Genomic DNA, 24,119 nt, shown 5'->3' with positions numbered 1-24,119 from the left:
AGCGGACAAAGCGGAGAGCCGTCGGCTCCCGTTGCAATGAAAGGAGAAGTCTCCCACTGAGGAATTCAGAACGGAGAGGTCATCCATCCAGGCTCACCGACAGCCGCATGACTTAATCAACATGGTCCACCTAAATCTCAAGTTCTTTGAAGAGTGGTTGCGGGGGTCAGGTCGCCAGTAGCGCTTGGCTGGATGCGCTGGTAGGAGAGGCAATGCGCAATCCACCGAATTAGCGAGTCGAGTGGGCGATGTTCCAGTTCTGCCAAGGCACACCAGTGGCTTATGAGGTACGACCAAGATTCGGCCGCGGGCTTCCGGTGCTCAGGATCACTCGGCGATTACTCGTTCGGCCCATTCCACATATTCTTCCAGCCGCTCCAACGCTCTGTCAGCATCTCCTCTGGTCTTGGCTCGAGACCCGTATTGAACTTCATCCTTTTGTTCCAGAAGCGATGCAAGGTTTCTCGCTTGGCCTTCGAGTAGTCGGTTTCCTAAAGCCCCCCGAAGCAACTTCAATACCGCTTGGTGATCGCCTTTGTTGGTCTCGCCGATGTACCTGGCGGTGATGACGTCGGTGAATGCAATGGCGCAATTGATGATCGTTGACATGGACGGATTGCCTATGTCGCCCGGGTCCGCCATGGCGTTGCTATTTCTCGCATCCTTCAAGAAGCCTCTGGCGAGCACGAGCCTTCCCCTGACGAACGTTTCGTCGCGCCTTTTACTCGGCCCTTTTCTGACCATCCTGGCTCCCTCTCAACAATTCTTGTGCCACGTCTTCCGGATGTTTCCCTAACAAAACAACCGCATCTGCGAGGCAACTTTTCCACCACGGATCGTCATCACGAGCCATTCTCTCTACGTCGTTGAAATCGAGTCCGACAACATTCGGCAGGAAGAAAAGACGCTCGCCTGCCTCGCGGAGATGTTCGCGAGCCGCCTCGACGATCTCTGCCAGATCGTCCGGTCTTGCGATCAGACCAACGTCAACGTCGCTGCCGGCGTGATCCTCTCGACGGGCGACGCTTCCGTAAAGCCACATGCTGGCAATACGACCGTTCAGCTTTTTGCCGCCGGCCTTTATTTCTTCGAAGATGTTATGAAGCCTTTCGCTTTCTGCCCTGAAGAGCTCGCCGATCGAATCGGCCAACGGATGCCCCCAGTTGATTCGGAAGAGGCGCGACCTGTCCGTTCCTTCCTCGATTACCAAACCATATTGCCGTAGACTATTCAGTGCATTCCAGGTGCTATTCCTGACCAGTCCGGTTCTCTCGGTAAGATGCGTGGCCGAAACATATCCTCCATGCAGGCAGAGCTCCCTCAGGAGACGTATATTCGACTCTGCCCCCAAGACGGAGTTCAGCGGGTATCGGATTGAACTATCTGGAGTCGGACGCGCCATTGGAGACACCGTGCATATATTCAGCTTGACTATCATATATCAGAACGTGAGATCAAATAAAAGGACAAAACGTCAGTTATATAAACGACGACCCGCGACTAGGTTGGAAACCGATCGGCTCCCTCAAGGTCCTCAGGTCATGCGGATACAACAACGCCGTACCATCCGCTCGCCGCCCCGGCGAGATCCCGTTGCATCGCGTAACTTCGATGCGATTTTACCCCTACGGCACCAAGGCAAGGGCGAGGCTCACGGGCATCTCGTGCCTACGGCTCTTCTCGCGTTCCGCACCCCGCGCGAAAGCCTGATGGCGCGCTGAGATGTTCCGCCCGATGCAGATCCGAACCGTCACCTGCGAACCAGGCGAGCCATGTCGAAGACAGCTGCATTGTCCTGGACCTCCCGAAGCCCCTTGTAAGACGCGTGGCGGAGATTGCCGTCGTCCGTCCAAGCACGGAACTCGATCTCGGCAATCAGGGTCGGCTGGACGAAGACAAGGCGCTTGCCCTTCACGGGGACCACCGGCCGGCTCGTCTTCAACCGGTCGAGCGCGCTCTTCAGGGACTCGGCGTCCTTTGCACTGAAACCCGTCCCGACTGATCCGACGTAGATCCAGTCATAGCCTTGGCTGCCGGCGAGCAGCAGACTGCCGATGCCGCCGCGGGCAGATGCCGACTGCTCGTAGCCGACGATCATAAAGCTCTCCGACTGGACACACTTAATCTTCAGCCAATCACCGGTGCGGCCACTGCGATAAGGCCGGTCGCGATGCTTGGCGATGATGCCTTCCAGACCACGGTGGCAGGCGTGTTCGAGAAGCGTTTTTGCGTCGAACTGCAGCTCTTCGGAAAGCCGGATGGCACCGGACCCTGGCTCCGGAATCAGATCCTCAAGCAGGTGGCGCCGAACCGAAAGGTCGGTGCCGGTCAGGTCGTGCCCGTCGAGATAGAGCAGATCGAAAGCGTATAGCATGGATTCGGCCGAAACCCGCTTCCCGCCTCGACCTCCTAGCGACCGCTGCAACGCGCCGAAATCTGATCGCCCGTGCCCGTCCAGGACCACGGCTTCCCCATCCAGTATGGCGGTCGTTACGCCCAACTGAGTTGCAGCCGCGGCCACCGCGGGGAAGCGGGCAGTCCAGTCGTGACCACCGCGGGTTATGATGCGAATAGCTTTCTGCTCGACGTGGATGGCAAGGCGATATCCGTCCCACTTCACTTCGTAGAGCCAATCAGGCCCAAGAGGCACGGTGGGCTTCAGCAGCGCGAGGCAAGGCTCGACTCTCAATGGCATGGGATCGAAGGGGAGGCTTGGCTGATCAGGATCGCGCTTGCGAATCGGCCGCGACTGCAGCGTTGACCCAGATTCGTCGAGCAGGGGCAAAGAGGGGCGGCGCGGGCGCATCATGATGGATGCTAGTGCCTCCCGGATCGTTTTTCGACTTCGACCGACTTGCGCAGCGCATCCATGATATTGATGACGTTGCTTAGAGCTGGTTCCATCTTTTCCTTCCCCTTGGGCTTCGCCTTGGCCGGCTTCTTCATCTGCTTTTTCTTCGCCTCGATGATGTCGAGCAGCTTATCCTGAACCGGGTCGGAAACCATTGTCGGGTTCCAGTGCTGCGTCTGCTTCCTGATCAGCTGCTGGACCAGCGGCATCATCTCGCGGTCGGCCGGTTCGTCATCCACTTTGTCGAAATAGGCGCCCTCGTCGCGGATCTCGTCACCATAGCGCAGTGTCCAAACCACGATACCCTTGCCGCGCGGCTCCAGCATGACGGCTCGCTCGCGCCTAGAGATCACCAGCCGCGAAATGCCGACCATCTCCTCGGCGGCCATCGCGTCGCGGATCACCGAGAAGGCTTCTTGGCCGACCGGGTCGTCAGGCGACAGATAATACGGGGTGTCGAGCCAGATCCACTCGACGGTCCCGCGCGGCGCGAAGACCTCAATGTCGATCGTCTTGGTGCTGTCGAGCGCCACGTTCTCGAGTTCCTCGTCCTCGAGGAGGACGTACTCATTCTCGCCGCGCTGGTATCCTTTCACTTCGTCCTCGTTTTCGACCTCCTTGCCGGTGACTGAATCCACGTAGTGGCTGACGACGCGATTCTGGGTTTCCCGGTTCAAGGTGTGGAAGCGGACCTTCTCGTTTTCGGTGGTCGCCGGCATCATCTGCACGGGGCAGGTAACGAGTGATAGCTTGAGGTATCCTTTCCAGTACGGACGGAGCGCCATGGGGGACCTCCGCTCAGCCGGCACGGCGCCGCTTGGCGCCGCTGGAGCTGCGAGAATTCGGCCCTGCGGACGGGCTTGCTGCCTTCTGCCGGTCCGCGCCCGCATTGACGTTACCGGCCGCGCGTTTGGTCCTGGCGGGTCCCGACATGCCCGCGCTCTCCCGCAAAGCCTGTAGGAGATCGTTCGGCTTCGACGCCGACGGCGCCCTCTTCTTCGGCAGTGTCCGGCCCTCGATCTTTGCTTTCACCAGTTCGGCCACGGCCGCCTCGTAACGGTCGTCGAACGTACTGGGATCGAATCCACCCTTCTTGGTGTTGATGATGTGCTTGGCAAGTTCCAGCATCTCGCCTCCGATCTGCAGGTCCGGAATTTCATCAAACGCCTCCTCGGACGAACGGACCTCGTAGTCGTAGTTCAACGTGGAGCCGACCAGGCCCTTGCCGTGGGGACGGATGAGGACGGTGCGCAGCCGCCGGAACAGAACGGTCCGGGCAATCGCCGCCACCTTGGCTTTGTTCATGCCGTCGCGCAGCAGCTTGAAGGCGTCTCCGCCCATCTTGTCCGGCGCGATGTAGTACGGTTTGTCGAAGTAAACATCGTCGACTTCGACGCAGGGAATGAAGGCGTCGATCCTCAGCGTCTTGTCACTGTCGGGAATGGCTGCGGCGACCTCTTCGGGCTCGAGGACGACATATCGTCCATCCTCGATTTCGAACCCCTTGACCTGGCCTTCGCGGTCGACCGGATCTCCGGTCTCGCTGTCGACGAACTCGCGGCGGACCCGGTTCCCGGTCTTTCGGTTCAAGGTATTGAAGGCGATCCGTTCCGAGGATGATGCGGCCGTATAAAGTGCGATTGGAAACGCGACCTCACCAAACTTGACATAGCCTTTCCAATTCGCTCGGGGCGCAACCATCGACGCGGACTCCTGACGCAACCAACGCGAGTCAACCGAATCACTCGCCTGATTGTTCCGAGTCGAATCGAATCTGCCCGCGGGGCCAGGTGCGTGGGCCCAAACGAAACGTGACCCGATGACTGGCGAGGGATCGCGCGTGCAGCGGACGCATGAACACGTCGGGGGATCTCTCGGCGCCACAGGTGAGCCTTCGCTATTCGATTGATCTTCAGGAGAACGAAGGTTGCGCAGAACTTCACGAAGAGCTTGCCCTTGAGGGTTTTGGAAAAACGGTGACCGCGCGGTACCAGATGTGTGCGCGTCATCGCTGGTATTGGGTTTGGAACACTGCCGCGCGGCCAAGCTTCCAACTTAGTGAGTCGACCGGTGTTCCCGTACGCCAGCGGACAGAGAGACCCCGCAGGCGGGTGCGGGCCGGGTGGCCTAGCGTCGATAGCCGGACGCGCTCGCAGGGTGAGCCGAAGACATCCGCCAAATCAACGAGCCGAACGGCTGATCGTTGCGCTCCGCAACTCTTCGATAACAAAAAGAGCCCCGCAAAGGCAGGTAGGATATGGAGACCGCCCGGCTCCGGATGAGAGCCCATCATCACAGGCTGAGGTAAGGAAGTCTACCGCGTGGCCACCTTGATTAACGATCAGGATAGCGAGCGTTCCAGATCGCTAGCGTACGGTCCAAAGAATCCTGACCGAAGCACGGTAATGAGCAGCGGAACCAGCAGTCATCTCTTGCGCGCGAAATTGCCATTAGCAGCCTGGCAGACGCAAGGCGCGGCCGCGACATACATCACATACCCGTCAGCGGCATCTGCGAGCGCTATCGACGCCTCGTTTTCGCGCCAGCCCGCTTCTACCGCAGCCAGGATGATTTCTTTCGTCAACTGATCGAAGACTCGCTGACAGTCTCCGATCCGCTGAACATTGTCCACCTCATAGCTTGGCGTCTTCATTTTGGTGGCCCTTCGTCAGTGAAAGGTAACGGGTAGCGTCTGCGGAAGTCCCTGGATCGCATAGCGATCAAGGCGTAGCGCTAAGAAAGTGGCTCTTTTTTTACCAGGTGGCTTGCCGAAATGCCGTTCGAGCTGAACAGCCAGGTCGGCGGGATCGGTCATGCCCTCTTGGAACAGCCGGATAAGAAGCTTGGCGGCGACGTTGAAGGGACGGGGCTGATCAAAGAAAATATCTTCTGTGTAGCCGGCATCACTCAGCACCCGTTGCAGCAAGCTGAAGTTCTGGCTGGTCAGGTCTTTGGTGGGTATTGCGGAAGACATAAAGTCCTCTTTTCGGTCGGGGCTAGGGTTTGGTGGCCCTTAAACAGCAGCGCCCGTGATGATTGCTGCTGGAGGCGGCACCATGCGCCGAATGGAAGGGCGACGCAAACTTATTATTTAGAATTAGCTAATTCGTCTTCGGAAGAGATCGTGCCCTGACAGGACCTCGCGGCAGGACGTCCGCGATAAGCGGCGTTGCATTGGCGCGAAGTCCAACTTTCTGCGATCGCGCACTTCGAGTATAATCGAGTAGGCTTCTGTGAGGCATCGAGGGCGCGGTGGCTCAGCCGTTGGCGTCAAGGCGCGGAACGGTAAAGGGACATTTCTGAGTGTTCACCAGAGAACGTCAGTTTGAAACGTCCCGCGTATCGAGGACTGCGCCACGAACGCTTCCGGTCAACTGCGTCGTGTCGCCGGACATCGCTAGCCCAAAGACATAGATCAGTGCGGCGAGGACGACCACCAAGGCAAGCACCGATCCATTCCAGAAGATAGAAAAGGAAGATGTGTGGTTTCTCTCGGCCATGGCACAATTCCGTTATGTCTTTAGGGTCCAACGCGGTTTTCCATCAAGCGTGCGGCCACCTCATTGCCTAGAATAAGTCTGTTCTGGCCCTCTTGTAGTGGCGTCGGTATATATGATTAACGGCGCGGACCGCTTGAGAGACATCTGCTCTCGCCTATGGGAGGAGCGGAAAAATGCCCGACCCAACCGCAACACCCAGTACCTTTATCGCAGCGATGGATGGAGAAACGGCTTGGGCCTTTCTGAATGCATCCGAGTGGATCGATCAAAAGTCAACGAACAGCTACAGGTCCCAACTGCCTAATTGACTACGTCTATTTCCCGGGATTGGTCGTGTGCTCGATCGTCATGCATGCCCGGCCGGTTAGAGATTGAAACCGGTGTTGTCGGTAAGGAGGGGATGATCGGAACGAAAGCACTTGCCGGCATCAAACACTCTCCATTCGAAGTCGTTCAGATTGCCGGAGCGCTCGACGTCTGCCGTTGCGACACATGCAGTCCTTGAATGAAAAGCGGCCGGCTCTTCGCGCTCGGCGCGCAGCCGCAAGCTGTTTGCGTCGCGGAGTTCTCTTCATCTGTTATAGACTGGACCTGATCGTTGGCTGGTCCCGGCCCGCAGCGTTTGAGACGACTGTCCCTGCGGATAACGTCGCTACGTCAAATCACTTCAGTCCCTTGGCTTCGAGCGGGCCTCCGGGTCGCGCTGGTGCACCGCCTTCGTTCTCCCATGACGCCAGCGCTTCCGAGTCTGCGTTTTGCCGGCGCCAGATCGAGGGGGGATACTTCTCCGAAGAAATGGTACCCGCTTCGATGCGTCGAATAATCACGACTTCCTCCTGATAATCAGCGCCTTCGGCGGCTTGCATGTCGGACGTAGCATAGTTTGCCCGCTTGAGAACACGCTGCAGCGCCGAGCGTTGTTCCCGTGGAGCATTCGCTTCACTAGGTGAACGAAAAGTCACCATAGCCAGCCCTCCACAATCAGGAACAGGATGAAGATGACGCTGAAAACGACCAACATTCTGGCTGCCGTGTCGTGATAAAAGCGAGGATGATTGAATATGGAAGACACGACGTCCTCCTTTGCTGGGGGCGAAGGGTCTGAACCTTTTTGCGCAGCGCCCGCGTCAAATGCTGTCAACAAAAAGGGTACGCCCCGAATGGGTTTTAAAGAAGGCACCCGCCGCAATACTTTAAGCTTGTCGCCTGGAGAAAATCAGAAAACCGGCCGATGCGAAAGCTCCTGAGCCGTTACGCGCAAACGCTGTTCGTGCAAACGGCCTACACCGCCCTTGCAAACGCCACTCACCGCGTCGACGAACGGCTGGCTCGATCGCTTTTGATGGTTCACGACCGTAGCGCCGGTGATCGGCTATCCGTTACGAACGATTTCTTGGCTGGACTGCTCAATGTGAGACGTCCAAGCGTGACGACAGCCCTCCATATTCTTGAGGGCCATCGCTTTATTGTAGCCGAGAGGGGTCAGGTGACCATACGCAACCGTCAGGCTTTGGAGGCATTCGCCGGCGATGCCTATGGTGTTCCCGAACGCGAGTTCACCCGGCTCATTGGGACCATGCGCTAGAAACCTGCAGATATTGAACGGCTCGCAAAATGAATGGTGATATCTTGGCTATCGAATGTCATATTCAGTTCACAGCTGGCCTTGGGAACGATCTTCTCGGATAACAGTTCTCAGGGGCAGAGGAGAACAATTATGGCCAAAAACAAAATCCGGCGGCTACAAAATTCCGAGATCTGTTCGTAAGTCGCCGATGATCAAGGCTTTACTTGCGAGCGACATTGGTCGCAACGTTCTTGCGAACGCCGTTACTGCTGGGGCCGCCGCTGCGGCCGCGGTGCTCATTGGCGACCGCGACGAAATCGCAGATGCGGCGACGACGGGAACCCGCAAAGGCGCACGCGCGATTGGGATCGCCGGCGAGGCCATTTCTCGTGCGACTGAGGCGGCGGTGTCAGCTGTCAAAGACAGCGCGCGTGATGCTTTGCCAAAGAAGATGCGGCCAAAACAGAACAAGCGCAAGGACGCGAAGGACCGCCCTCTCCAAGCCGGCGTGGTTCACTAGTACCTTCGATAGCCGCAGCGCCGGCCGAACGACTCCAGCCATTACTGGTCCATAAAGAAGGCCCTTGGTACGAGAGCATCGTTAGCCGTTATGGCCAGACACCTATCGAGCGTATCATGATCGCTGCCTGTCTCAAGGCAGCCGGCAGATTGGTCCGCAGGCACCCGTTTATTGCCGCCGAGGTTTTGGTCTCAGGGGCAAGTGAAGGTGGAAGGTTACGATCAGGGAGTTGCGAAATCTTCTGCAACGAAAGCGTGAGCGGTGGAGCTATGTATTCGGGCCGCCTTCAACGGATGCCCGTCGCAAGGATAACGGATAGCATTTCGTTTCCACACCGCAACCCTTTCGCGGTACGATATCCCAGACGTCAATGTGGCCTCCTCAAGCAATCTCTGTGGATTGGAGTACGGCGAAACGCCGAAATCCAAGCCTATCTCAGCTATGCCGACGCCCCGGTTCAATCCCGTCTCGCAAGCGTCCCGATCCTTCAACAACCCAACCATTCGATCCAATGCCGGAGCGCGCCGAGCCATGCCTTGCGCTTCTCAAGCGGAGGATGCCCAAAGGCCCCCGATCGGATCTACGAGATCAAGCTCGACGGTTAGCGCTTGGCGTTGCATCGAATCGCAGGGCGTGCGCATTCTTACTTGCGGCGGCCATAATGACAGGACTCGGCCAACGAAGCCCCACAGCCATTGGACCCAACAAGTAGTCACGGCTGCCGCAGCGCCAGCGGGCATCAGGAAATCTGGCAGCTAATGACGTAGCAACGCTGCTCGAAGCGACGTTGGTCAAGTAAAGGCAGCGGGTCAGGCGCTTTCGGAGTTGGGGGAGAGCGCATTAACCGTGGCGCTTCGGTGGCTATAGTGGATTACTGGGAGGAGCAGCAGCGCGCGCAAGGCGCCGCCTTCCTTTATGGCTATTGACCATGTGCATGCGGCTTGGCGTATCCATATGTCCGCATGTAGCTGCCAATGCGGCGATCAAAGCTTCCCCTTTCTCTCCGGCACTAAGCTTCAGCAATTCATTGATCTCGGCCTCCATACGATCACCGTTTGCCCTAAAGGAAGATGAGCCGACGTTGAGGAAATGCCGTTCAGGCCGCCGGGTGATAGCATCGAATTCCGAAACCCAGCTCGGTACTCAAATTTCTTACGCGACCAGTCAAGTTCAGCTCCTATAGGGACTGCCGCTCAGCGGCCGGTAGCGACAACGGCGAATGGATCGGATGAGTAATCGGCCGAAAGCATGGGGAAAAAACGGTGGAACATTCCTCCGGCAAGCCGGTTAGGTGACGTCTGATCAGGGAGGACGTCCAATGTATCACCACGTGAAGAAGCTCATGTACACCGTTCGGGTTGACGAGCCTGATCCTAAGTTCGGCAACATGTTGCTTGAGCAATTCGGTGGCGCCAACGGCGAACTCGCGGCGGCCATGCAATACTCGATTCAGGGCCTGAACTGCGAGGACCCTGGACGCAAGGACCTCCTGATGGATATCGGGACAGAAGAGCTCAGTCACCTTGAGATTGTGGGCACCTTAGCAAGGATGCACCTGAGACCGTTGAAGTCGGTCAGAGAGGAGGCGGAAGCGGACCCGCTGATCGCCATTGCCGGCGGCGGCGGCGTAAATCTGTTCAATTCCATGGGAAATCCGTGGACGGCAGATTACCTCAAGATTACGGGTGAATTGGATGTGGATCTAAGAAGCAATATTGCTGCTGAAGCGCGCGCCAAGATCGTTTACGAGCGCTTGATCAATTTTTGCCGTGATCCCGGCACCAAGGATGCGCTGCAGTTCCTGATGACCCGAGAAATCACGCACATGCGTGCCTTTTCACTGGCTCTGGAAAGCATGGGCAAGCCATCTCTGAGCATTGGCAGTATTGCGCCGACCCCAGGCTTGGTTGATCAATTCTTCAATGATTCCACGGGTCAAGGTGATCTCGGTGAAGTCGATTCACGTGGTCCATGGAATGAAGGAGAATCTTGGGAGTTTGTAGAGGCGCCGGCCTTTAAAGATCTCAGGGGAGCGGAGAACACAGGACCAGCCATCCGCGCCCAGAGTGCCCCTTCGGAAGGACTAGAGGCGGTTCAAGGTCTGCTTGTTGACGAGCTCCGCGACCTGCTGCATGCCGAAAAGCAGCTATTAAAGGCGTTGCCGAAGATGCAGAAAGCTGCTCACTCGAGGCAACTCCAAACGCTGTTGCAGCACCATTTCAACGAGACAGAAGAGCAGGTGGAACGCCTAAACGAAAGTCTCCGCATTCTTGGTTCAGCAGCTCACGCCAAGCCCTGCAAGGGTATGGCGGGCTTGATAGAGGAAGGCGAGGAAGTGATTGCGGAAGGCAAGAAAAAGGAGGACGCTGCCGCAGATCTGGCCTTGATCGGAGCAGCATTGCGGGTTGAGCACTACGAAATCGCCGCCTACACCAATGCTCGCAATTTGGCACTGCAGCTTGAGCAGCCGGTGATAGCCCGGTTATTGACCCTGTCGCTGGGCGAGGAGCAGAATGCAGGACAGTTGCTGGACCAGGTTGCTCAGCCTTTAATGTCGGCGGCAAGAATGCCTCGCAACGTCATCTTGGATAAATAAAAGAGGTGGCTTCCATCGTTTCAAGCGCATCGGCGGATTCTCCGGGACGAAAACCCTACGAAAACCGACCGTGGCATCTGGCCACGGCCACACGTGCCTCTTGCAGGTAACCGACCACCGCGCTCATCAGGACAGAAGAGTTTAACACTGATAAGCCCCTTAATGCTGGAGGATCTCGGGCCGTCCTCGTGATAACAGAGCACTACAGTCCACGGCGCCGAGCCGGCAAGGCAGATAAGCGACCAGGATCCTGGGGAGAGGTTATCGGGGCCGCGGGCTTACCCGGGGTCGGAACGGCGCAGAGACGCTGATGCGGGCGGTAAGGTACCCACGTGATCCAAAAGACCCAAATGATCAAGATTCAGCTAGGTTCCGGTTCAGACGCGTGGGAGAAAGAACTTTGACCCGTTCTATCCAGACTTAATCCGATCGAAGCTGCTATTCGATCGGTTCGCGCGCAAGCTTCAGGGTGTCACTGCGCTCGTTGGCTGCTCACGACGGCGGATTAAGCCCTGGTCGCGCTTTTCGGCGGCGCTTCGGTGCGTGAGGCGACGCCCCTCCCGACAGCAGGCATCCCCGCCTCAAGGCAAGCCGCAATAAAGGCTTCGCGCGCCACTTCTGCGGGAACTGCCCGGCTGATCGCTCCACGGCATTTGTCGATTGCTCGATCATATCGCTCGCCATGACGCAAAGGCCATTCATTTTCGAGAAAATCCAGGGCGTCGAAGGCGCTATGAAATGTGCGTTCAAGTCCGCATTGCAGGTGGACTGCGACTGAAACTCGCCAAGGGACGTCATTGATAAACATGATCACTCCTCCTTTCGCGATATACCAATGCACGAAGATCCATGAGATCGCGGCCCTTTCGGAATCGGCAAGAAACGGGCGGAGCAACAAACTGCCGCGATCCCAAACCTCAAACAGTTACAGGTTGCGAATGTTCCGGTCTGGTATAGTACCGCACGCTTCCTAGCGACGACGCCGGGCGATTGCTCCAAACACGACTATCATCATTAGCAGCAGCCACGTTTCCCAGACTCACGGAGTTCTTCGTGACGTTCGGCTTCAAGTGCGGATTTCCTCCTCTGCCGTTGCTGTGCGAGAGGTGCTGGTAACCGATGTTCTGCCCCCACGTTGTCCTGTCCGCCTTGTTCTGTGACCAGGCATTCCATGGACGAGCGAAGGGAAGTTTCTTGGACGCTGCCGAATCATCCTTGCGAAGGATGAGGCGATACAACAGGCCACCGAGAGTGCAGACACGGAGATTGCTCCGGCTATTGCAATCTCCTCACATTCACGGCACAGAGGGCGCAGGATCAATCACCGAACAAGCAACCCAAGCACTGCTGCGTTTGCCAGATCGATGAAGAATGCGGAGACGAGCGGCAGGATGATGAACGCGATGGTCGCTGCTCCGTGGATTTTAGTGACCGCCGTCATGTTGGCTATTGCCGTGGGGGTAGCTCCTAGCGAAATCCCGCAAAAGCCGGCGGAAATGACCGCCGCATTGTAGTTGCGCCCCATGGCCGGGAACACGACCAAGAGAAGGAACCACGATGAGACTTGAGAACAGGGTGGCAGTCGCTACGGGCACGGCTGTCCCCAAAGGCTTGAGCAAGACAATCCGACGATCGAATTCTGCCGTTTCCAAAGTCCACGCGAACCGGAGAACCGCCCGTGGCCAATCAGCATCATGTTTCTAACCCTCCCTGGAGTTGGGCTATACCCGCGTTCGGTGCTGGCCTACTGGTAGCGAAGCTCGTCGGCGTCGTTCAGCCTGACGCAGTCGCGTTCCTCGCGCTCGCCGCAGTGCTGCTCTTTGGAACGGTTTTTGCGGCCGTCCATCATGCCGAACTATTGGCGGTCAAACTCGGCGAGCCATTCGGCTCAATCTTGCTTGCCGTCGCGGTCACCATCATTGATGGTGGCTCTGATCGTGTCGATCATGCTCTCGGATGTTGAGGGTGGTGACGTGGTCGCTCGCGATACCGTGTTCGCGGCATTGATGATCGTGCTCAATGGAATTGTCGGCCTCTGTCTGGTCTTGGGCGGACGGCGGCATTTCCAGCAGACGTTTCAATTGAAGGGAGCCTCGTCGGCGTTGGCAGTGCTGGGCACTCTGGCAGTGCTTGCGCTGATTTTGCCAAATTACACCTTTATCGCAGGTCCCTCCTACTCGAACACACAGCTCATCGTCATCGGTGCCGCATCGTTTTGCCTGTGGACCGCCTTCATCTTCGTGCAAACTATTAAGCATCGCGACTATTTTCTCGATCTGCCACTGGTTGACGATCCGTCGTCCGATGCCACCGAGATCGAGTTCGAGAAGCCGACAGATAGCGTCGCGATGGTGAGCCTGGTGTTGTTACTCGTTTCGCTCATCGCTGTCGTGTTGCTGGCGAAACTTCTCTCGCCGACACTGGAGCAAGCTGTCGCGGCCGCCGGATTGCCCTATGCCTTCGTCGGCGTTGTAGTCGCCGCCGTTGTTCTGTTGCCCGAGGGAATCGCGGCCGCGAAATCGGCGCTCAAGAATCAATTGCAGAACAGCATCAACCTGGCGCTTGGCTCTGCCATCGCCTGCATCGGGCTCACCATTCCGGCAGTGGCGGTCGTCTCGCTGCTCCTCGGCCACCATCTTGCACTTGGCATCACGACAGCCAATGTGACGCTGCTTGCGCTGACCTTGTTCGTCGGAACCTTAACGCTCGGTACGGGCGCACTACGGTGCTACAAGGACATATCCATCTGGTGATATTCGTAGTCTTCCTGCTCATGTCGGCTGTTCCCTGAAGGCGCTATAGGAAACGTAGCCCAGCGAAGCGGCTATGGAGAATATTGGTTCGCGGCCATGGCGCAGCCGTGCGGCACCGAGGGTGCGCATTCGCTATCGCGCCAGATAGTACATCGGTGGAGGCACCTTATCGTGGAAATACTGACGCTGTAGTGTGCACTGCCGAGCTTAGATTGAAGCTTGCGCAAGATCTTGGAAATGATCTTGCCTGTTTTCAAGAGCTGACGGAAAACGAAAACTTACAAATTGCGCCATCAAGCCACGCGAGGCGGCTCTGGAAGAAGGATATGATGTAATGATCTCCGAACTTAGCACCATCGGAAAATGATGCCGGGAAACGATCTATGACGGTCAGAATGCCTCGCTGGCTGGTCTTCTTTATCTCTGAACCACATGCGGTGTTATCAGCAGTTACCGCAAAAGTGATAACCTGGGCGGCAGGGATCCTTAAACGGTAGGAGCGAGTTTCCCGACCGTCCACGTGTCCAGATATGAGGGTGATGTTGTCTTCTGTGGAGAGCCAAATCTCTTGAGCCGGATCCCGGGCAAAGCAATGGTCGGGCGGTAAGGCCGTGAGCAAAAGAAGCACGGCACGGGTGGTGAGATGCATGGCATCCTCCTTACGGTTCACATTGCATAGGGTGGCGTGAAATAGCCAGCTTATTTCCCATCACGAGCGGTTTTCCCACTTCATCATCATGCTCGAGGGGCTTTGCAGTCGGCAGGACCTAGCACCGCCACCTTCGTCTGCCTCAGACACGGCAGCGCAGGTGATCGGATCGGGAGCGGTCAAGCGCGAGAAGGTCACGGACAGCTGGAGGTGGAATACGCAGCGTGCGCATATGGTCGAGGGAGGTCACGCTTCGACGAGCGCCGTATCGCCTGATCTGGGTGCGGTTCATTCCGCGTCTACGACCGGATGCTGTAGATGCCGAGTTGGGTGATACCGGCAACGAAATACAGAAGGGCATGGATGAGACCGGCGGCGGAACTGGCTCTACCGGGTGGGGCGGGAATAGACCGTGTCTATAGGAAGTATCTGCATCAGGTTGCTGAAATCACCGGTAGGCCGACTCTCCTGTACGCTACGCGGTGGACGGGTCTCTGGCTCACGATTCGCCGTGCGCCAGATACTCTTTCTATCGTCTACCAAGATCTGCACGGTTTCATGGAGACAATGCGGGGTTTGAGCTCGAACGAGCTCAATTTTATCTACATAGTCCTGGCGGATGGCCGAAACGCTGCGGCTGCCGTTGCGCAATACATCCGGTCCAATTCTCGAATGCCGTGGGTTATGTGCCGCAAATGGCAACGTGCGCCGCTACGATAATTGCTCGAACTGAAATCGCCATCATGGGCAGGCATTCGCCAATTGGCTCGGTCGACCCGCAGTCTAATATGCATGCAACCGAGCCGTGGCATTCGGATGGTACCGGCGCAAGCGATGAGTGGCGCAGTTCGAAAAGGCGAAATCAGTATAAGGATCCCGCCCTGCTCGCAGCATGGGCACCTATGCTGGCTCAGTATGGATCCGACCTGCTCGTCGCTTGCAGCAATGCGGTTACCGTACGTCCGAAAAAGTCCCGCCGAAGCAGGGCAGCTTCCTCAGGATTAAGGGACCGCACCGCCGATCCGAATTCACGAAGAAGCACGCGCAATGTTTCGGTTCGGTAGCGTACTTAATTCGGCCGAAGCTGCTCTCCGATTTCGCGCCGGTTCGGTGGTGCCACGGTCGTCATCGGCGCGGCGAGGTGGCCTTTCTGCTGTCTTGAAGACCAAACGCTTGGCCATGGTCGCCGCTGGAAAGGCACTGGCGGAGGGCCGTTCTCCCACCCTGTGAAGTCCCGCCAGGATGTCATCCGGTGATGCGACACCCGACCTAACGAGCAGGATGGCCTTAGACAGAGCGACCCGGCCGCGTTCAGAGGAGGGATCGACGTGGTTTGTCTTCAGCCAGCAACTGAGCGCCGATGTTACGAGCTCTATTTCTTCGTCAGTGTAGGAAAGCAGATCGAAAAGAGACATGACAGCTCCTTCCTTTGGGGCAAGAGCAGATTGTCTGTCAAGCGGTCAATACCCGGTTGCATATCTAGACCGACGACTAAGAATACGCCTGACTATTACCAGCAGCAATCGTGCGTCTGATGGCGTACGGAACAGGAAGTTCAGCGGGCCGACAGCTGTTGTTCGAGGACCACCAGAAGCTAGTGTAATGTCGGATGCGACACCGGAGGGCCCAACCAGCCGAACAGCCAAGCGAGCAGAAAGGCCAGAGCGACGGCCAACGCTATCAGTATCCACACACCCAAAGTCCGCCTTGGCGGTCTGCCGGAATATCGATCAGGATCAATCATTGATCACTCCCGAAGCTGTTCGGGAACGCTGACCGCGCGGCACCAGGATGGGGGCTGCGAGATCATTGGCGGACGAGACAGGAAGACTGCCGCGCGGCGATCTTGATAACGGGTGTGGTTCGGCGAAGCGTTCCGGCCCGCTAACGTGCGGGCAAAAAGAAGCCTCGCCGGAACGAGCCAAGTTTGCCTGTAGCAACATTCTAACATTGGAGGGCGCTCCGATTCCGGTGCGGTAGCGTACCGGTGTGACAACTTCAAAGGCTGAGGCCCCATTCCCGCCGAAGCTGCTGTTCGATCACCTCGCATGCCAGCTCGGTAATGCCACCGTCTTCGGCCGGGTGACTGTGCAGCAAGTCCGCTGCTAACTCGTAGATTTCGCGCTGGTCCTGCGCGGACAAAACGCCCTTCTGCTCAAGATGCATGATCAATGAAGCAAAGAGCGCTGATGTGGACAGGCTGACAGCAGAGGCCGAGAGGAAAGCGGGATCCGCGGCGGCCGGCGCCTTTATCCTCCTGCCATACGGCGGAGTCGACGGCTTGCAGAAAGAGCGATCATTCATGACGCAATCCTCCGCAAAGATGCGTGTGAGGTGACCGCGCGGTACCAGGATGAAAGGCGCTATCGCTGGTCGTTGAACAGACGAACTGCCGCGGTCCATCAGTTCAAACGACCCGGGTTCCGCAATGTTCCATTCTACTAATATGCCGCACTGATCATCAGCCGAGAAGACCAAAGAGCCGACAGGCTGCCGATGACGCCGTCAATCGCTCCGAGCCCAGACGGATCAGCAGCCAAATTCCCCATCCGGCTCCCGCGGCTCTCCGGTGAAACTATTGTCATCGCTCATTACTTAGCCGCGCTGAGCTCCGCAGCTCCGTTGATGTCCACGACATTTAAGTCAGGGTCACGAAGATAACGCTGTGGGTAGCCTGCTGTGCCAGAGCGGAAAACCAGAAAAAACACTTTGGATCGTCTAGCGGCGCTTCCCGAAGCCGAGCGCTGTCAATCGCCTGATTGTGCGTTGGAAGTCATTGGTGCGGAACGCGAAGTGACAATCGTTGCGGCCAATCGCGGAGTTCTTCGGAACGAACCTTCGGGATAGAGCATAAGGTGTACCTGCAGGCACCACAGGGCGCCGCCTACTGGAAAATTTGGCCGCGGAATTTCCGTGAGGCCGAATACACCTCGATAGAAAGGCAGTGACTTTCCTAGATCGTGTGTGATGATCGCTACATGATGCAAGGCAAGCGGCGTCATTTCAGCCAGCTTCAGAGATAGCAGCAGCGCACCTATTCGTCGATTGGCGCCTACCGGCTTCGAGCACGCGATGGTTCAGCGGCGGATGCTTCAGGCAAAGAGCATTATTGCCTTGCGTTCCTCGAAGCCGTAGCAGCCCCATTTCGTGCGGCGGATGCTGTCGGCGTCCTCATGTCCCACGGATGACCCTCGATGATGTTCGCGCCCGGCGCCGGCATGCGACCCTCTATGCTCATCTATTCCCCATTCACGTAATAGCCGAATACCAGCTTGCCCGCCTTCTTTCCATGGGAGGCGCATCTCAGCCTCTTCTCCAAGTCGTCGATCAACGCCTGCCGCATAAGATCGGTAGAGCTTCATGTTGAAACCTCCCTCCCATGTTTTCCCGCAGGCTTTGCATTCAACCTCGATATCCAAGTGATCGGGGCAGATGTTAATAGAGCCGGGCGTCCGATCCATTCCCACTAACTGGCGCATGCGTCATCCTTTCCCTTGCGAGGTCAATTGCCCAAAATTGGTGAAACGCGGCCGTGGCGCCTGTCGGTAGTTTCAGATCAGTGTCGGTTCGGGATCGTGGTCGATCTCTTCAATGATGTTGGGTGTGTCGTTCTTCGGAGATCCGACCTTGTCGATCGGCCACATCGTCATCACCTCGGTTGGGAATGGCTTCATCAGGTCATCCGGATCCGCTCTGGCGAAAGCCAGCGCTGGTAGTCTTCTGGATGCAGAATAACCGGCATGCGGTCGTGGATCGAAGCCACTCATTTGCAGGGCAGGTGACAATCGCGAAGGTGCGGATTTCGGTGCCGGCCCAATTTCAAAGCATCCGCCGACGCCAGCGAGCGCGAACGGCGCTCGCGACGCGTCATAGCGACGGGATAGGAGTGCTTGTTCTTGCCTGTTTACAAGCAGAGGGCTGATCATCAGCCCTCTGCTATGCCAGCTTACGGCAGTGGCTGGCGCCAACGGTCGCGCTCACGATCAACGTCTGCAGCGCTGTACGGGTCGAGCGTCGGGTCGAAGCGCGTCCAGCCTTCCTCGCCGTAGGCGCGGCGACGTTCAACGGGGTCGACATAGTTCGATTGTTTCAAGATCGCATCGGCTTTCAAGGCGAAATCATCGTTCACCCTGGCGGTGACCAATGTCCCACCGCGACGCACGCCCTCGGCATAAAGATGGGCGTCTTCTTCGGATACTCCAGACGAGGTCAGAGCGCCAATGATGCCCCCTGCCGCGCCGCCCGCGACAGCGCCCGCTGCTGCACCTGCTGCAGTCGCGACCAACCAACCGGCCGCGACGACCGGTCCCACGCCGGGAATTGCCATAAGACCGAGACCGGTCAGTAATCCACCAGCGCCTCCAACGACAGCACCCACGCCAGCGCCGGTCCCGGCGCCTTCGGCGGCATTGGAGCGGTCGCCCGAGACATTGTTGGAGATGATGCTGATGTCATCCGAAGGGACACCGGCGGCCTCAAGCGCGTCAACCGCCGCGCGCGCATCTTCATAATCGTCGAAGAGTCCTGTTACAGTTCGCATGCTGTTCTCCTATCTTCTGGTGAATGATCGCTACTGCGCGACGACGTTACCCTGGTAGTCGAGACCGACCGAGACGGATTTACCGTCTTTCATCGCCATCGCTTGCCAGATGCCTTTGTCATCGAGTTTTAGGCCCGTGACGTCGGAGTAGCCGGCCTTTTCGATCCGTTCCTTGGCCTGGCTTTCGGTAAAACTGTTGGCGCCTTCTAATGGAGCGGTAGGATTTGTGCTGTCGGGCGTCGCGACTGCCGGCGTGTTGCCCTCCAACGTCGGAGGCTTCGCGGTTTGCGCATGGGTAGCCAGAGCTGACGCGCCGAGTAGGGCGGCAGCCAAAATTATCATCTTCATGGGTGGTTTCCTCTCTTGCAGGATCGCACTGGCGATCCGTGACGTGAAACCGTGTGGATCGCTATTTGTTCCACGGCGAAACAACGGAACAAGAGGCGGGACTGCGGGTTTGCTTCCCGCTAAACAATGGAGGGGAGATACAATGGTAACGTGGTAGGCAAGGAGTCTGACCGCAAAGGGTCTGGTGGAGGACCTCATCCTCTCGAGCAGGCGATCGCAGCATACGATTCCTGCGTCGCACGCCTGGACGGCACGGCGCTAAGCGCCCAGATCGCAGCGTTCAAGCACATCACCTCTAGCATCTCCAACTTCTGAGGGATGGCGCGCGAACGCCGCGTCGAAGACGTTGGAGGCCATCAGGAAGGAGCCACCTATGCCAACATCGTCTTCCACCCGTTCCGTCAGCGTCTCCAGGCGCCTGGATCGGAACATCGAGGCCCTCCTAAGGCGGCGGCAGGAGGAGGCGAGACATGCTTCTCTTCAGGAGCGCGCCGCAGCTGAGATCACCCGCTTCGCAGGGTCGATGACTTTCGTCTACATCCACGCGATCGTCTTCGGCGCCTGGATTTTAGTCAACGTCGGGCTGCTGCCGGTCCTGCCAGCATTCGACCCATCCCTCGTGATCCTCGCGATGGTAGCATCCGTCGAGGCGATTTTCATCTCGACCTTTGTCATGATCAGCCAGAATCGGATGGCGGAGACAGACGACAAGCGCGCCGACTTGAATCTGCAGATCTCGCTGCTTGCGGAGCACGAGGCAACCCAGATCCTTACGATCGTTTCCGCCATCGCCGAAAAGCTCGACGTCGATCTGGACCAGAAGGAGGAGATTGCGGAACTTCAGGAGGACGTGACGCCGGAGCAGGTGCTGGACACCATGGAGAAGATCTCGGCGAGCCCGTCGAAAGCTAGAGACGCGCGATCCCGGTCTATCTGACGACGATCTGTTTCTGCCCGAGCGTTGTTCCGGCGCCGCGCTACTCTACTTCAAACCCTATCGTACTTTGCTCAAGCCGATGGCGTCGCCGCAACCGGGGACGATGAGATTGGAGGGACCCGGCGCATTTTGCCAGACGACGTAACCCGCTAAGCAACGAATTGACCTTCCATGGCGTATGTCGCGAAGAAGCTAGCGCAGGGCGATAAGAGCACCTTCTACCGTGAACCCGCAAGTCAGCTTCGCGCTCTCTTGGAAGAAGTCGGCGTGACCCGGCCGGCCAGTCAACCGTCAAGGCGGGCTGATCTCCAGCTTTGCAACGAACTGGGACGAGTCCACCTCCCTTTACACAACCCAAGGCGCGAGACGGCGTAGGGCCGCCGTCCCGACGAGGTAGGATTGGCGTCTTCACTGCTAATCCCGGGGGGCCTTGTGTGATTGGCTTTGCGAGATGTCATTCTGAGACCGTGTCTGACGATCGCCTCGCGTGTCTTCGACTTCCTTCTTCCGAACGCTGTCGTCGATCGTCTCGGTGCGATCGGAAGCCGTCTTGCGGATGCCAACCTCCTTCACAACGCCGGCCTCCTTCGAGACGACGGTTTCCTCGTGATGCTCTTCGGCCGAGATCGTACGATCCTGGAACGCGCGGTCGGCGTCCGTCAAAGGGCGATCGACGCCGCGGCGTTCACTCTCGACATTCTCATCCCGAAGGCTCACGTCCTCGCGGACGGGATGCTCGACCGTATAGGCGCGGACCCGAACGGAGCCGCTGTTGACTGGCCACGACGCGTTCACTATCGAAAGTTCCCTTTTTCCTAATCCGGATCTCCTCGACCAGCACCAGCCTCTTCTCGATGACCAGGCGCTCTTCGAGGACGGGCACGATAGTCACGTCGCCTCCGTCCGAATCTGAGGAGCTGCATCCACCACCGTCTCGAACGGTACGCGCTCGACTTCGACTTCTTCAGAGAGAAGGTTGACGCTTGACGGCTTCGTTCGCGACGATCGTCCTGCCGCGAACGCGAACTTCGCCGTCAGGAACCTCGCGGTTGGCAACAGAAAGCCGTTCCTCGGCAAGAGGTATCGTTTGCTCTTCATCGTGCATGGATGCTTCACCTTCCGGTCAGCAAACCATCGCGATTCGATAATGTTCCGAGGAATATTAGAGACGTTCGATCCTCGTTGCCCGGATGACAATCTCCTCCTGATGAAGGCGAACCTCCAAATCTTTGCGGTAGGACGTCCACCACGCGCGGTCGAGCTCGTCAATCATCACTTCAACGACGACGATACGATCCTCCTCAATAGAACCGTCATCCTCCCATAAGCCTTCGGCAGGTGCGTTGACGTGCATGGTCGCTCCTCCGAAATTCTCCGTGAGTTCCGACCGAATGACGTCAAAGTTGGCGCGACTGCTTTCTCCCGTCCTCGGGAGAAGAATTTCTATGAGATATGACATGCCGCGCCCAACCACTCCGCGCATCGAATGTTCCAGCAGCGCAGGACTCATTGTCTCGCTTTAGCGGGAAATAGAGGTTCCGCGTGGCTGCGACGCGCAGGTCCTCGTCGACGACGGAGGCTAAATTGAACAGAGCCTCGCGGCTTGGCTTCCAAGCATGCGCAGAGCCCCGGCGGCATGATGAACCGTAGCCCAGCCGAAGCCCCTTCCGTTCTGGCCCAATCACGCCTCTCCCTCCGGCCGCGGCGGGCTGGTCGCAAACGATGAACGGAACCGAGTTCGCTAGATCGCGTTATCAACGCTTCGAGTAACGTGAGGAAATCATGAACGAAAACACCGGGTCCAAATTCTTTTCCAGATTCGCCACTGCCATAGCCGATCTGTCCGGCAAGCCCGGCACGTTTGTAATTGCGGCGGCACTCGTTCTGATGTGGGCGATCTCCGGGCCGTTCTTCGGCTTCTCCGAGACGTGGCAGCTGGTCATCAATACCGGCACCACGATCATCACCTTCCTGATGGTCTTCGTCCTGCAGAACTCGCAAAACCGCGACGGCAAGGCTCTACAGGCCAAGCTCGACGAACTCATCCTGACGTCGCAGGCGCAGAACACCTTCGTCGGCATCGAAAAGCTCGACGAGCAGCAGCTCCGCGAGGTGAGCAAAAGGCTTGCCGAAAAGGCCGACTGTGTCGAGGACGTTGCCGACGACAAGGCGGAGAAGAGGGAGTGGGAATCTCAGTCCGAGCCCTTAATTCCATAATATACCAATGTCGCTGGAATCGAATTGATAGGTCTGCGGGTCGAACCTTCAAAAGCGAAATGAAACGCGGATTGGTGACGCCATAGACGTCTCGCCCGGTCTAACGCTGGCGACGTTAGGCCCGGTGGCGTCGACCACGCCGGAAAGATCCGATCCTAGGTGAGGGCAGGGGCTGCGGCAATGCACTCTTGTCCGATCGGAGCCGGCCGTCCCAAGGGCACCAGCCGCGAAGACTTTGATGAGAATCTCGTTTTGGCCCGGCAAGGGTTTCTTGAGCACGTCCGAGCGGATGGGCCGAACTCGTGCAAGGGATATATGCCGTCATCACCGCATCAGAGATCTCATGATGTTGCTATCCTTCGTGGGTTCATTCGGATGGCTCACTTCTTGTCGCGATCGACGCCTCGACCTTAAAGATTTTGCTCATGCCGCCGTCGATGATCAACTCGCCGCCGACGACAAAGGAGGCCTCGCCGGGGCGAGGAAGACGACCTTTGTGACTGCCGAGGAATCGCCAAACGACTGACCGGAAGCTGCTTCGGACGCCGGACCGGGGACCCAAGAGACGCGTGGGAAGAGGAAGGCATCGGCGCGCTCGCGGTGATCGGCATCCGAAAAGCGCATCGCCCTTCTCGTCACAGGGCGATGCGCAATTCTATTCGTCGCAGCGGCGGATCCTTCAACCGCGCTGCAAAGGGCGGGCAGTTCTACCGGTAGCAAACGCGGGTCGACCTCGTGACCCATCTATCCTGGCGTTCGCTATAATATCGCTCTCTCTTTAGGTGGCAGGATGCCTTCTGCGCCCGGTCACGGTCGCGATAATAACGAGGGTGGTACCGCGAGTAGCCGTGGAAGCCGGGACCGACATAAGCCCCGCCTGGTCCAACCCGGAAAACGGTCTCAGCGAGCGTTGGCGCTGCGGTTCCGGTCAATGCAGTAAGCGCGACGACGGCTGCGATTAAAAGCTTTCTCATGTTTCACCCCCAATCCAACGATCCGATTTATCTAGACGGGTCGCCTCCGGCATAACCGTGGCTGCCCGTAATGACAATCAGAAGCTTTTCATTGCTCTTTCCTCACGTTGCAGTTGGACGATCAACGAAGGAGATGAGGAAACGGTTCCACGCTTTGCCTTCGGTCCGAAGGAGTCGGGACGATCATCTGGTAGCGATAGTCGTTAAAGGAGTTCTGGGCGAAGCGGTTTCCATTTGATGAGGGAAGGGAGCGGTAAGTATCACTCCCCTCAACACTAGCTACCCCAGTCCCTTAGCATAGCCAAACCTCACGCGGCGGATGGCCGGGACGGCGCGCCCTGCAACTCGGTGGCTGAATATCAAGGTTTAGCGGGCGGCGGCACTTCACCAGAGAGCGTCAGTCTGGGACGTCCCGCGTATCCCTGACGTCTGCGCCATGAACGCTTGCAGTCAAGTCCGTCGTGCCACCGGACATCGCTATTCCGAAGACGTAGAGCATGGAAGCGAGTACGATCACCAAGGCAAGGACCGACGCGTTCCAGAAGGTGAAAACGGAAGATGTGGGATTTTTATCGGCCATGGCGGGATTCCATTGTTTCTTGGCATCCCAACGAGTATTTCCATCAAGCGTTCCGCCTTGGGGCTTTGGTCCGCCGTTACATCGGAC

27 protein-coding genes and 3 pseudogenes are annotated in these 24,119 nt (G+C 57.7%); 6 read left to right on the top strand and 24 right to left on the bottom strand.

Annotated features, from left to right (window positions below):
• Window positions 1-327: 327 nt before the first annotated feature.
• From ACPYOI_RS00245 to ACPYOI_RS00205, 9 genes are all read right to left on the bottom strand, one after another.
• Window positions 328-687: a hypothetical protein gene (locus tag ACPYOI_RS00245; protein ID WP_481415588.1), complete on the bottom strand. Its 360-nt coding sequence runs from the start codon at window positions 685-687 to the stop codon at window positions 328-330.
• A 34-nt stretch (window positions 688-721) separates the two neighbouring features.
• Complete coding sequence (locus ACPYOI_RS00240) at window positions 722-1,150, bottom strand: nucleotidyltransferase domain-containing protein (RefSeq protein WP_481415589.1); 429 nt, start codon at window positions 1,148-1,150, stop codon at window positions 722-724.
• Window positions 1,151-1,750: 600 nt separating this feature from the next.
• Window positions 1,751-2,809: a non-homologous end-joining DNA ligase gene (ligD, locus tag ACPYOI_RS00235; RefSeq protein ID WP_481422369.1), complete on the bottom strand. Its 1,059-nt coding sequence runs from the start codon at window positions 2,807-2,809 to the stop codon at window positions 1,751-1,753.
• An 8-nt stretch (window positions 2,810-2,817) separates the two neighbouring features.
• Window positions 2,818-3,636: a non-homologous end joining protein Ku gene (ku, locus tag ACPYOI_RS00230; protein WP_481415591.1), complete on the bottom strand. Its 819-nt coding sequence runs from the start codon at window positions 3,634-3,636 to the stop codon at window positions 2,818-2,820.
• A 13-nt stretch (window positions 3,637-3,649) separates the two neighbouring features.
• Window positions 3,650-4,552, bottom strand: a complete 903-nt coding sequence (gene ku, locus ACPYOI_RS00225) for a non-homologous end joining protein Ku (RefSeq protein WP_481415592.1) — start codon at window positions 4,550-4,552, stop codon at window positions 3,650-3,652.
• Between the two features lie 724 nt (window positions 4,553-5,276).
• A complete protein-coding gene (locus ACPYOI_RS00220) occupies window positions 5,277-5,504 on the bottom strand; it encodes a hypothetical protein (protein WP_481422368.1) in 228 nt (75 codons plus the stop codon).
• 15 nt (window positions 5,505-5,519) lie between these two features.
• Window positions 5,520-5,825, bottom strand: coding sequence for a hypothetical protein (locus tag ACPYOI_RS00215; RefSeq protein WP_481415594.1), 306 nt, complete (start codon window positions 5,823-5,825; stop codon window positions 5,520-5,522).
• A gap of 346 nt (window positions 5,826-6,171) precedes the next feature.
• A complete protein-coding gene (locus ACPYOI_RS00210; protein ID WP_481422367.1) occupies window positions 6,172-6,351 on the bottom strand; it encodes a hypothetical protein in 180 nt (59 codons plus the stop codon).
• Window positions 6,352-7,013: 662 nt separating this feature from the next.
• Complete coding sequence (locus ACPYOI_RS00205; protein WP_481415596.1) at window positions 7,014-7,316, bottom strand: hypothetical protein; 303 nt, start codon at window positions 7,314-7,316, stop codon at window positions 7,014-7,016.
• Between the two features lie 266 nt (window positions 7,317-7,582).
• On the opposite strand from ACPYOI_RS00205, the gene ACPYOI_RS00200 reads away from it, so the two are divergent.
• The 3 genes from ACPYOI_RS00200 (at window position 7,583) to ACPYOI_RS00190 (ending at window position 11,034) form a co-directional block, all read left to right on the top strand.
• Window positions 7,583-7,936 (top strand): Crp/Fnr family transcriptional regulator, encoded by a 354-nt coding sequence (locus ACPYOI_RS00200; protein ID WP_481415597.1) that lies wholly within the window; start codon window positions 7,583-7,585, stop codon window positions 7,934-7,936.
• A 55-nt stretch (window positions 7,937-7,991) separates the two neighbouring features.
• Window positions 7,992-8,438 carry a hypothetical protein gene (locus ACPYOI_RS00195; RefSeq protein WP_481422365.1) on the top strand — a complete coding sequence of 149 codons (447 nt, stop codon included), beginning with the start codon at window positions 7,992-7,994 and terminating at the stop codon, window positions 8,436-8,438.
• Window positions 8,439-9,756: 1,318 nt separating this feature from the next.
• Entirely contained in the window at window positions 9,757-11,034 is a 1,278-nt protein-coding gene (locus tag ACPYOI_RS00190; protein ID WP_481415599.1) for a DUF892 family protein, read from the top strand.
• Between the two features lie 505 nt (window positions 11,035-11,539).
• Here the strand turns inward: ACPYOI_RS00190 and ACPYOI_RS00185 are convergent.
• Together ACPYOI_RS00185 and ACPYOI_RS00180 are read right to left on the bottom strand one after the other, a co-directional pair.
• Window positions 11,540-11,842 (bottom strand): DUF982 domain-containing protein, encoded by a 303-nt coding sequence (locus tag ACPYOI_RS00185; RefSeq protein ID WP_481422364.1) that lies wholly within the window; start codon window positions 11,840-11,842, stop codon window positions 11,540-11,542.
• 513 nt (window positions 11,843-12,355) lie between these two features.
• Window positions 12,356-12,586, bottom strand: a pseudogene (locus ACPYOI_RS00180) (sodium/glutamate symporter); the annotation flags it as partial.
• 126 nt (window positions 12,587-12,712) lie between these two features.
• Between ACPYOI_RS00180 and ACPYOI_RS00175 the strand changes: the two are divergent.
• Window positions 12,713-13,825, top strand: a pseudogene (locus tag ACPYOI_RS00175) (calcium:cation antiporter).
• A gap of 215 nt (window positions 13,826-14,040) precedes the next feature.
• On the opposite strand, the gene ACPYOI_RS00170 reads toward ACPYOI_RS00175, so the two are convergent.
• The 8 genes and pseudogenes from ACPYOI_RS00170 to ACPYOI_RS00135 form a co-directional block, all read right to left on the bottom strand.
• Window positions 14,041-14,436 carry a hypothetical protein gene (locus tag ACPYOI_RS00170; RefSeq protein WP_168832334.1) on the bottom strand — a complete coding sequence of 132 codons (396 nt, stop codon included), beginning with the start codon at window positions 14,434-14,436 and terminating at the stop codon, window positions 14,041-14,043.
• 1,998 nt (window positions 14,437-16,434) lie between these two features.
• Window positions 16,435-16,740, bottom strand: coding sequence for a hypothetical protein (locus ACPYOI_RS00165; protein WP_481422363.1), 306 nt, complete (start codon window positions 16,738-16,740; stop codon window positions 16,435-16,437).
• Window positions 16,741-17,183: 443 nt separating this feature from the next.
• Window positions 17,184-17,438: a VOC family protein gene (locus ACPYOI_RS00160; protein ID WP_481422362.1), complete on the bottom strand. Its 255-nt coding sequence runs from the start codon at window positions 17,436-17,438 to the stop codon at window positions 17,184-17,186.
• Between the two features lie 90 nt (window positions 17,439-17,528).
• Complete coding sequence (locus ACPYOI_RS00155; protein WP_481422361.1) at window positions 17,529-17,915, bottom strand: hypothetical protein; 387 nt, start codon at window positions 17,913-17,915, stop codon at window positions 17,529-17,531.
• A gap of 72 nt (window positions 17,916-17,987) precedes the next feature.
• Window positions 17,988-18,340: pseudogene (locus tag ACPYOI_RS00150) on the bottom strand (SOS response-associated peptidase); the annotation flags it as partial.
• A gap of 42 nt (window positions 18,341-18,382) precedes the next feature.
• Window positions 18,383-18,976, bottom strand: coding sequence for a general stress protein (locus tag ACPYOI_RS00145; RefSeq protein WP_168832338.1), 594 nt, complete (start codon window positions 18,974-18,976; stop codon window positions 18,383-18,385).
• 30 nt (window positions 18,977-19,006) lie between these two features.
• Window positions 19,007-19,324, bottom strand: coding sequence for a PepSY domain-containing protein (locus ACPYOI_RS00140; protein WP_168832339.1), 318 nt, complete (start codon window positions 19,322-19,324; stop codon window positions 19,007-19,009).
• Window positions 19,325-19,582: 258 nt separating this feature from the next.
• Complete coding sequence (locus ACPYOI_RS00135; protein ID WP_481422405.1) at window positions 19,583-19,756, bottom strand: hypothetical protein; 174 nt, start codon at window positions 19,754-19,756, stop codon at window positions 19,583-19,585.
• On the opposite strand from ACPYOI_RS00135, the gene ACPYOI_RS00130 reads away from it, so the two are divergent.
• Window positions 19,698-20,261, top strand: a complete 564-nt coding sequence (locus ACPYOI_RS00130; protein ID WP_481422359.1) for a DUF1003 domain-containing protein — start codon at window positions 19,698-19,700, stop codon at window positions 20,259-20,261. The two genes, ACPYOI_RS00135 and ACPYOI_RS00130, sit on opposite strands and share 59 nt — an antisense overlap.
• A 414-nt stretch (window positions 20,262-20,675) precedes the next feature.
• Here the strand turns inward: ACPYOI_RS00130 and ACPYOI_RS00125 are convergent, their stop codons facing one another.
• From ACPYOI_RS00125 to ACPYOI_RS00115, 3 genes are all read right to left on the bottom strand, one after another.
• Complete coding sequence (locus tag ACPYOI_RS00125) at window positions 20,676-21,056, bottom strand: YsnF/AvaK domain-containing protein (RefSeq protein ID WP_481422358.1); 381 nt, start codon at window positions 21,054-21,056, stop codon at window positions 20,676-20,678.
• 169 nt (window positions 21,057-21,225) lie between these two features.
• Window positions 21,226-21,366: a hypothetical protein gene (locus ACPYOI_RS00120; RefSeq protein WP_481419973.1), complete on the bottom strand. Its 141-nt coding sequence runs from the start codon at window positions 21,364-21,366 to the stop codon at window positions 21,226-21,228.
• 57 nt (window positions 21,367-21,423) lie between these two features.
• Entirely contained in the window at window positions 21,424-21,771 is a 348-nt protein-coding gene (locus tag ACPYOI_RS00115) for a hypothetical protein (protein WP_481422356.1), read from the bottom strand.
• 272 nt (window positions 21,772-22,043) lie between these two features.
• Here ACPYOI_RS00115 and ACPYOI_RS00110 point away from each other — a divergent pair, with 272 nt between their 5' ends.
• Window positions 22,044-22,478 (top strand): low affinity iron permease family protein, encoded by a 435-nt coding sequence (locus ACPYOI_RS00110; protein ID WP_168832342.1) that lies wholly within the window; start codon window positions 22,044-22,046, stop codon window positions 22,476-22,478.
• Window positions 22,479-22,526: 48 nt separating this feature from the next.
• Here the strand turns inward: ACPYOI_RS00110 and ACPYOI_RS00105 are convergent, their stop codons facing one another.
• On the bottom strand, window positions 22,527-22,757 hold the full coding sequence (locus ACPYOI_RS00105) for an alcohol dehydrogenase catalytic domain-containing protein (RefSeq protein ID WP_481419975.1): 231 nt from the start codon (window positions 22,755-22,757) through the stop codon (window positions 22,527-22,529).
• Window positions 22,758-23,849: 1,092 nt separating this feature from the next.
• The gene (locus tag ACPYOI_RS00100; protein ID WP_481419976.1) at window positions 23,850-24,032 is read right to left on the bottom strand and encodes a hypothetical protein; all 183 of its coding nucleotides are present in this window, start codon (window positions 24,030-24,032) and stop codon (window positions 23,850-23,852) included.
• Window positions 24,033-24,119 lie beyond the last annotated feature (87 nt).

This window comes from Rhizobium sp. SVR5-2C, from assembly GCF_056755115.1.
This window is presented reverse-complemented; position numbering and strand designations above follow the sequence as displayed.

Coding starts and splice junctions, on each gene's coding strand:
- ACPYOI_RS00130 (WP_481422359.1), top strand. CDS start 19,698: ATGCCAACATCGTCTTCCACCCGTTCCGTCAGCGTCTCCAGGCGCCTG.
- ku (WP_481415592.1), bottom strand. CDS start 4,552: ATGGTTGCGCCCCGAGCGAATTGGAAAGGCTATGTCAAGTTTGGTGAG.
- ACPYOI_RS00165 (WP_481422363.1), bottom strand. CDS start 16,740: ATGAATGATCGCTCTTTCTGCAAGCCGTCGACTCCGCCGTATGGCAGG.
- ACPYOI_RS00210 (WP_481422367.1), bottom strand. CDS start 6,351: ATGGCCGAGAGAAACCACACATCTTCCTTTTCTATCTTCTGGAATGGA.
- ACPYOI_RS00205 (WP_481415596.1), bottom strand. CDS start 7,316: ATGGTGACTTTTCGTTCACCTAGTGAAGCGAATGCTCCACGGGAACAA.
- ACPYOI_RS00155 (WP_481422361.1), bottom strand. CDS start 17,915: ATGCGCCAGTTAGTGGGAATGGATCGGACGCCCGGCTCTATTAACATC.
- ACPYOI_RS00160 (WP_481422362.1), bottom strand. CDS start 17,438: ATGACGCCGCTTGCCTTGCATCATGTAGCGATCATCACACACGATCTA.
- ACPYOI_RS00100 (WP_481419976.1), bottom strand. CDS start 24,032: ATGGCCGATAAAAATCCCACATCTTCCGTTTTCACCTTCTGGAACGCG.
- ACPYOI_RS00145 (WP_168832338.1), bottom strand. CDS start 18,976: ATGCGAACTGTAACAGGACTCTTCGACGATTATGAAGATGCGCGCGCG.
- ACPYOI_RS00110 (WP_168832342.1), top strand. CDS start 22,044: ATGAACGAAAACACCGGGTCCAAATTCTTTTCCAGATTCGCCACTGCC.
- ku (WP_481415591.1), bottom strand. CDS start 3,636: ATGGCGCTCCGTCCGTACTGGAAAGGATACCTCAAGCTATCACTCGTT.
- ACPYOI_RS00190 (WP_481415599.1), top strand. CDS start 9,757: ATGTATCACCACGTGAAGAAGCTCATGTACACCGTTCGGGTTGACGAG.
- ACPYOI_RS00185 (WP_481422364.1), bottom strand. CDS start 11,842: ATGTTTATCAATGACGTCCCTTGGCGAGTTTCAGTCGCAGTCCACCTG.
- ACPYOI_RS00195 (WP_481422365.1), top strand. CDS start 7,992: ATGTCATATTCAGTTCACAGCTGGCCTTGGGAACGATCTTCTCGGATA.
- ACPYOI_RS00135 (WP_481422405.1), bottom strand. CDS start 19,756: ATGTTCCGATCCAGGCGCCTGGAGACGCTGACGGAACGGGTGGAAGAC.
- ACPYOI_RS00140 (WP_168832339.1), bottom strand. CDS start 19,324: ATGAAGATGATAATTTTGGCTGCCGCCCTACTCGGCGCGTCAGCTCTG.
- ligD (WP_481422369.1), bottom strand. CDS start 2,809: ATGATGCGCCCGCGCCGCCCCTCTTTGCCCCTGCTCGACGAATCTGGG.
- ACPYOI_RS00200 (WP_481415597.1), top strand. CDS start 7,583: ATGCGAAAGCTCCTGAGCCGTTACGCGCAAACGCTGTTCGTGCAAACG.
- ACPYOI_RS00220 (WP_481422368.1), bottom strand. CDS start 5,504: ATGAAGACGCCAAGCTATGAGGTGGACAATGTTCAGCGGATCGGAGAC.
- ACPYOI_RS00120 (WP_481419973.1), bottom strand. CDS start 21,366: ATGCACGATGAAGAGCAAACGATACCTCTTGCCGAGGAACGGCTTTCT.
- ACPYOI_RS00215 (WP_481415594.1), bottom strand. CDS start 5,825: ATGTCTTCCGCAATACCCACCAAAGACCTGACCAGCCAGAACTTCAGC.
- ACPYOI_RS00115 (WP_481422356.1), bottom strand. CDS start 21,771: ATGAGTCCTGCGCTGCTGGAACATTCGATGCGCGGAGTGGTTGGGCGC.
- ACPYOI_RS00170 (WP_168832334.1), bottom strand. CDS start 14,436: ATGCATCTCACCACCCGTGCCGTGCTTCTTTTGCTCACGGCCTTACCG.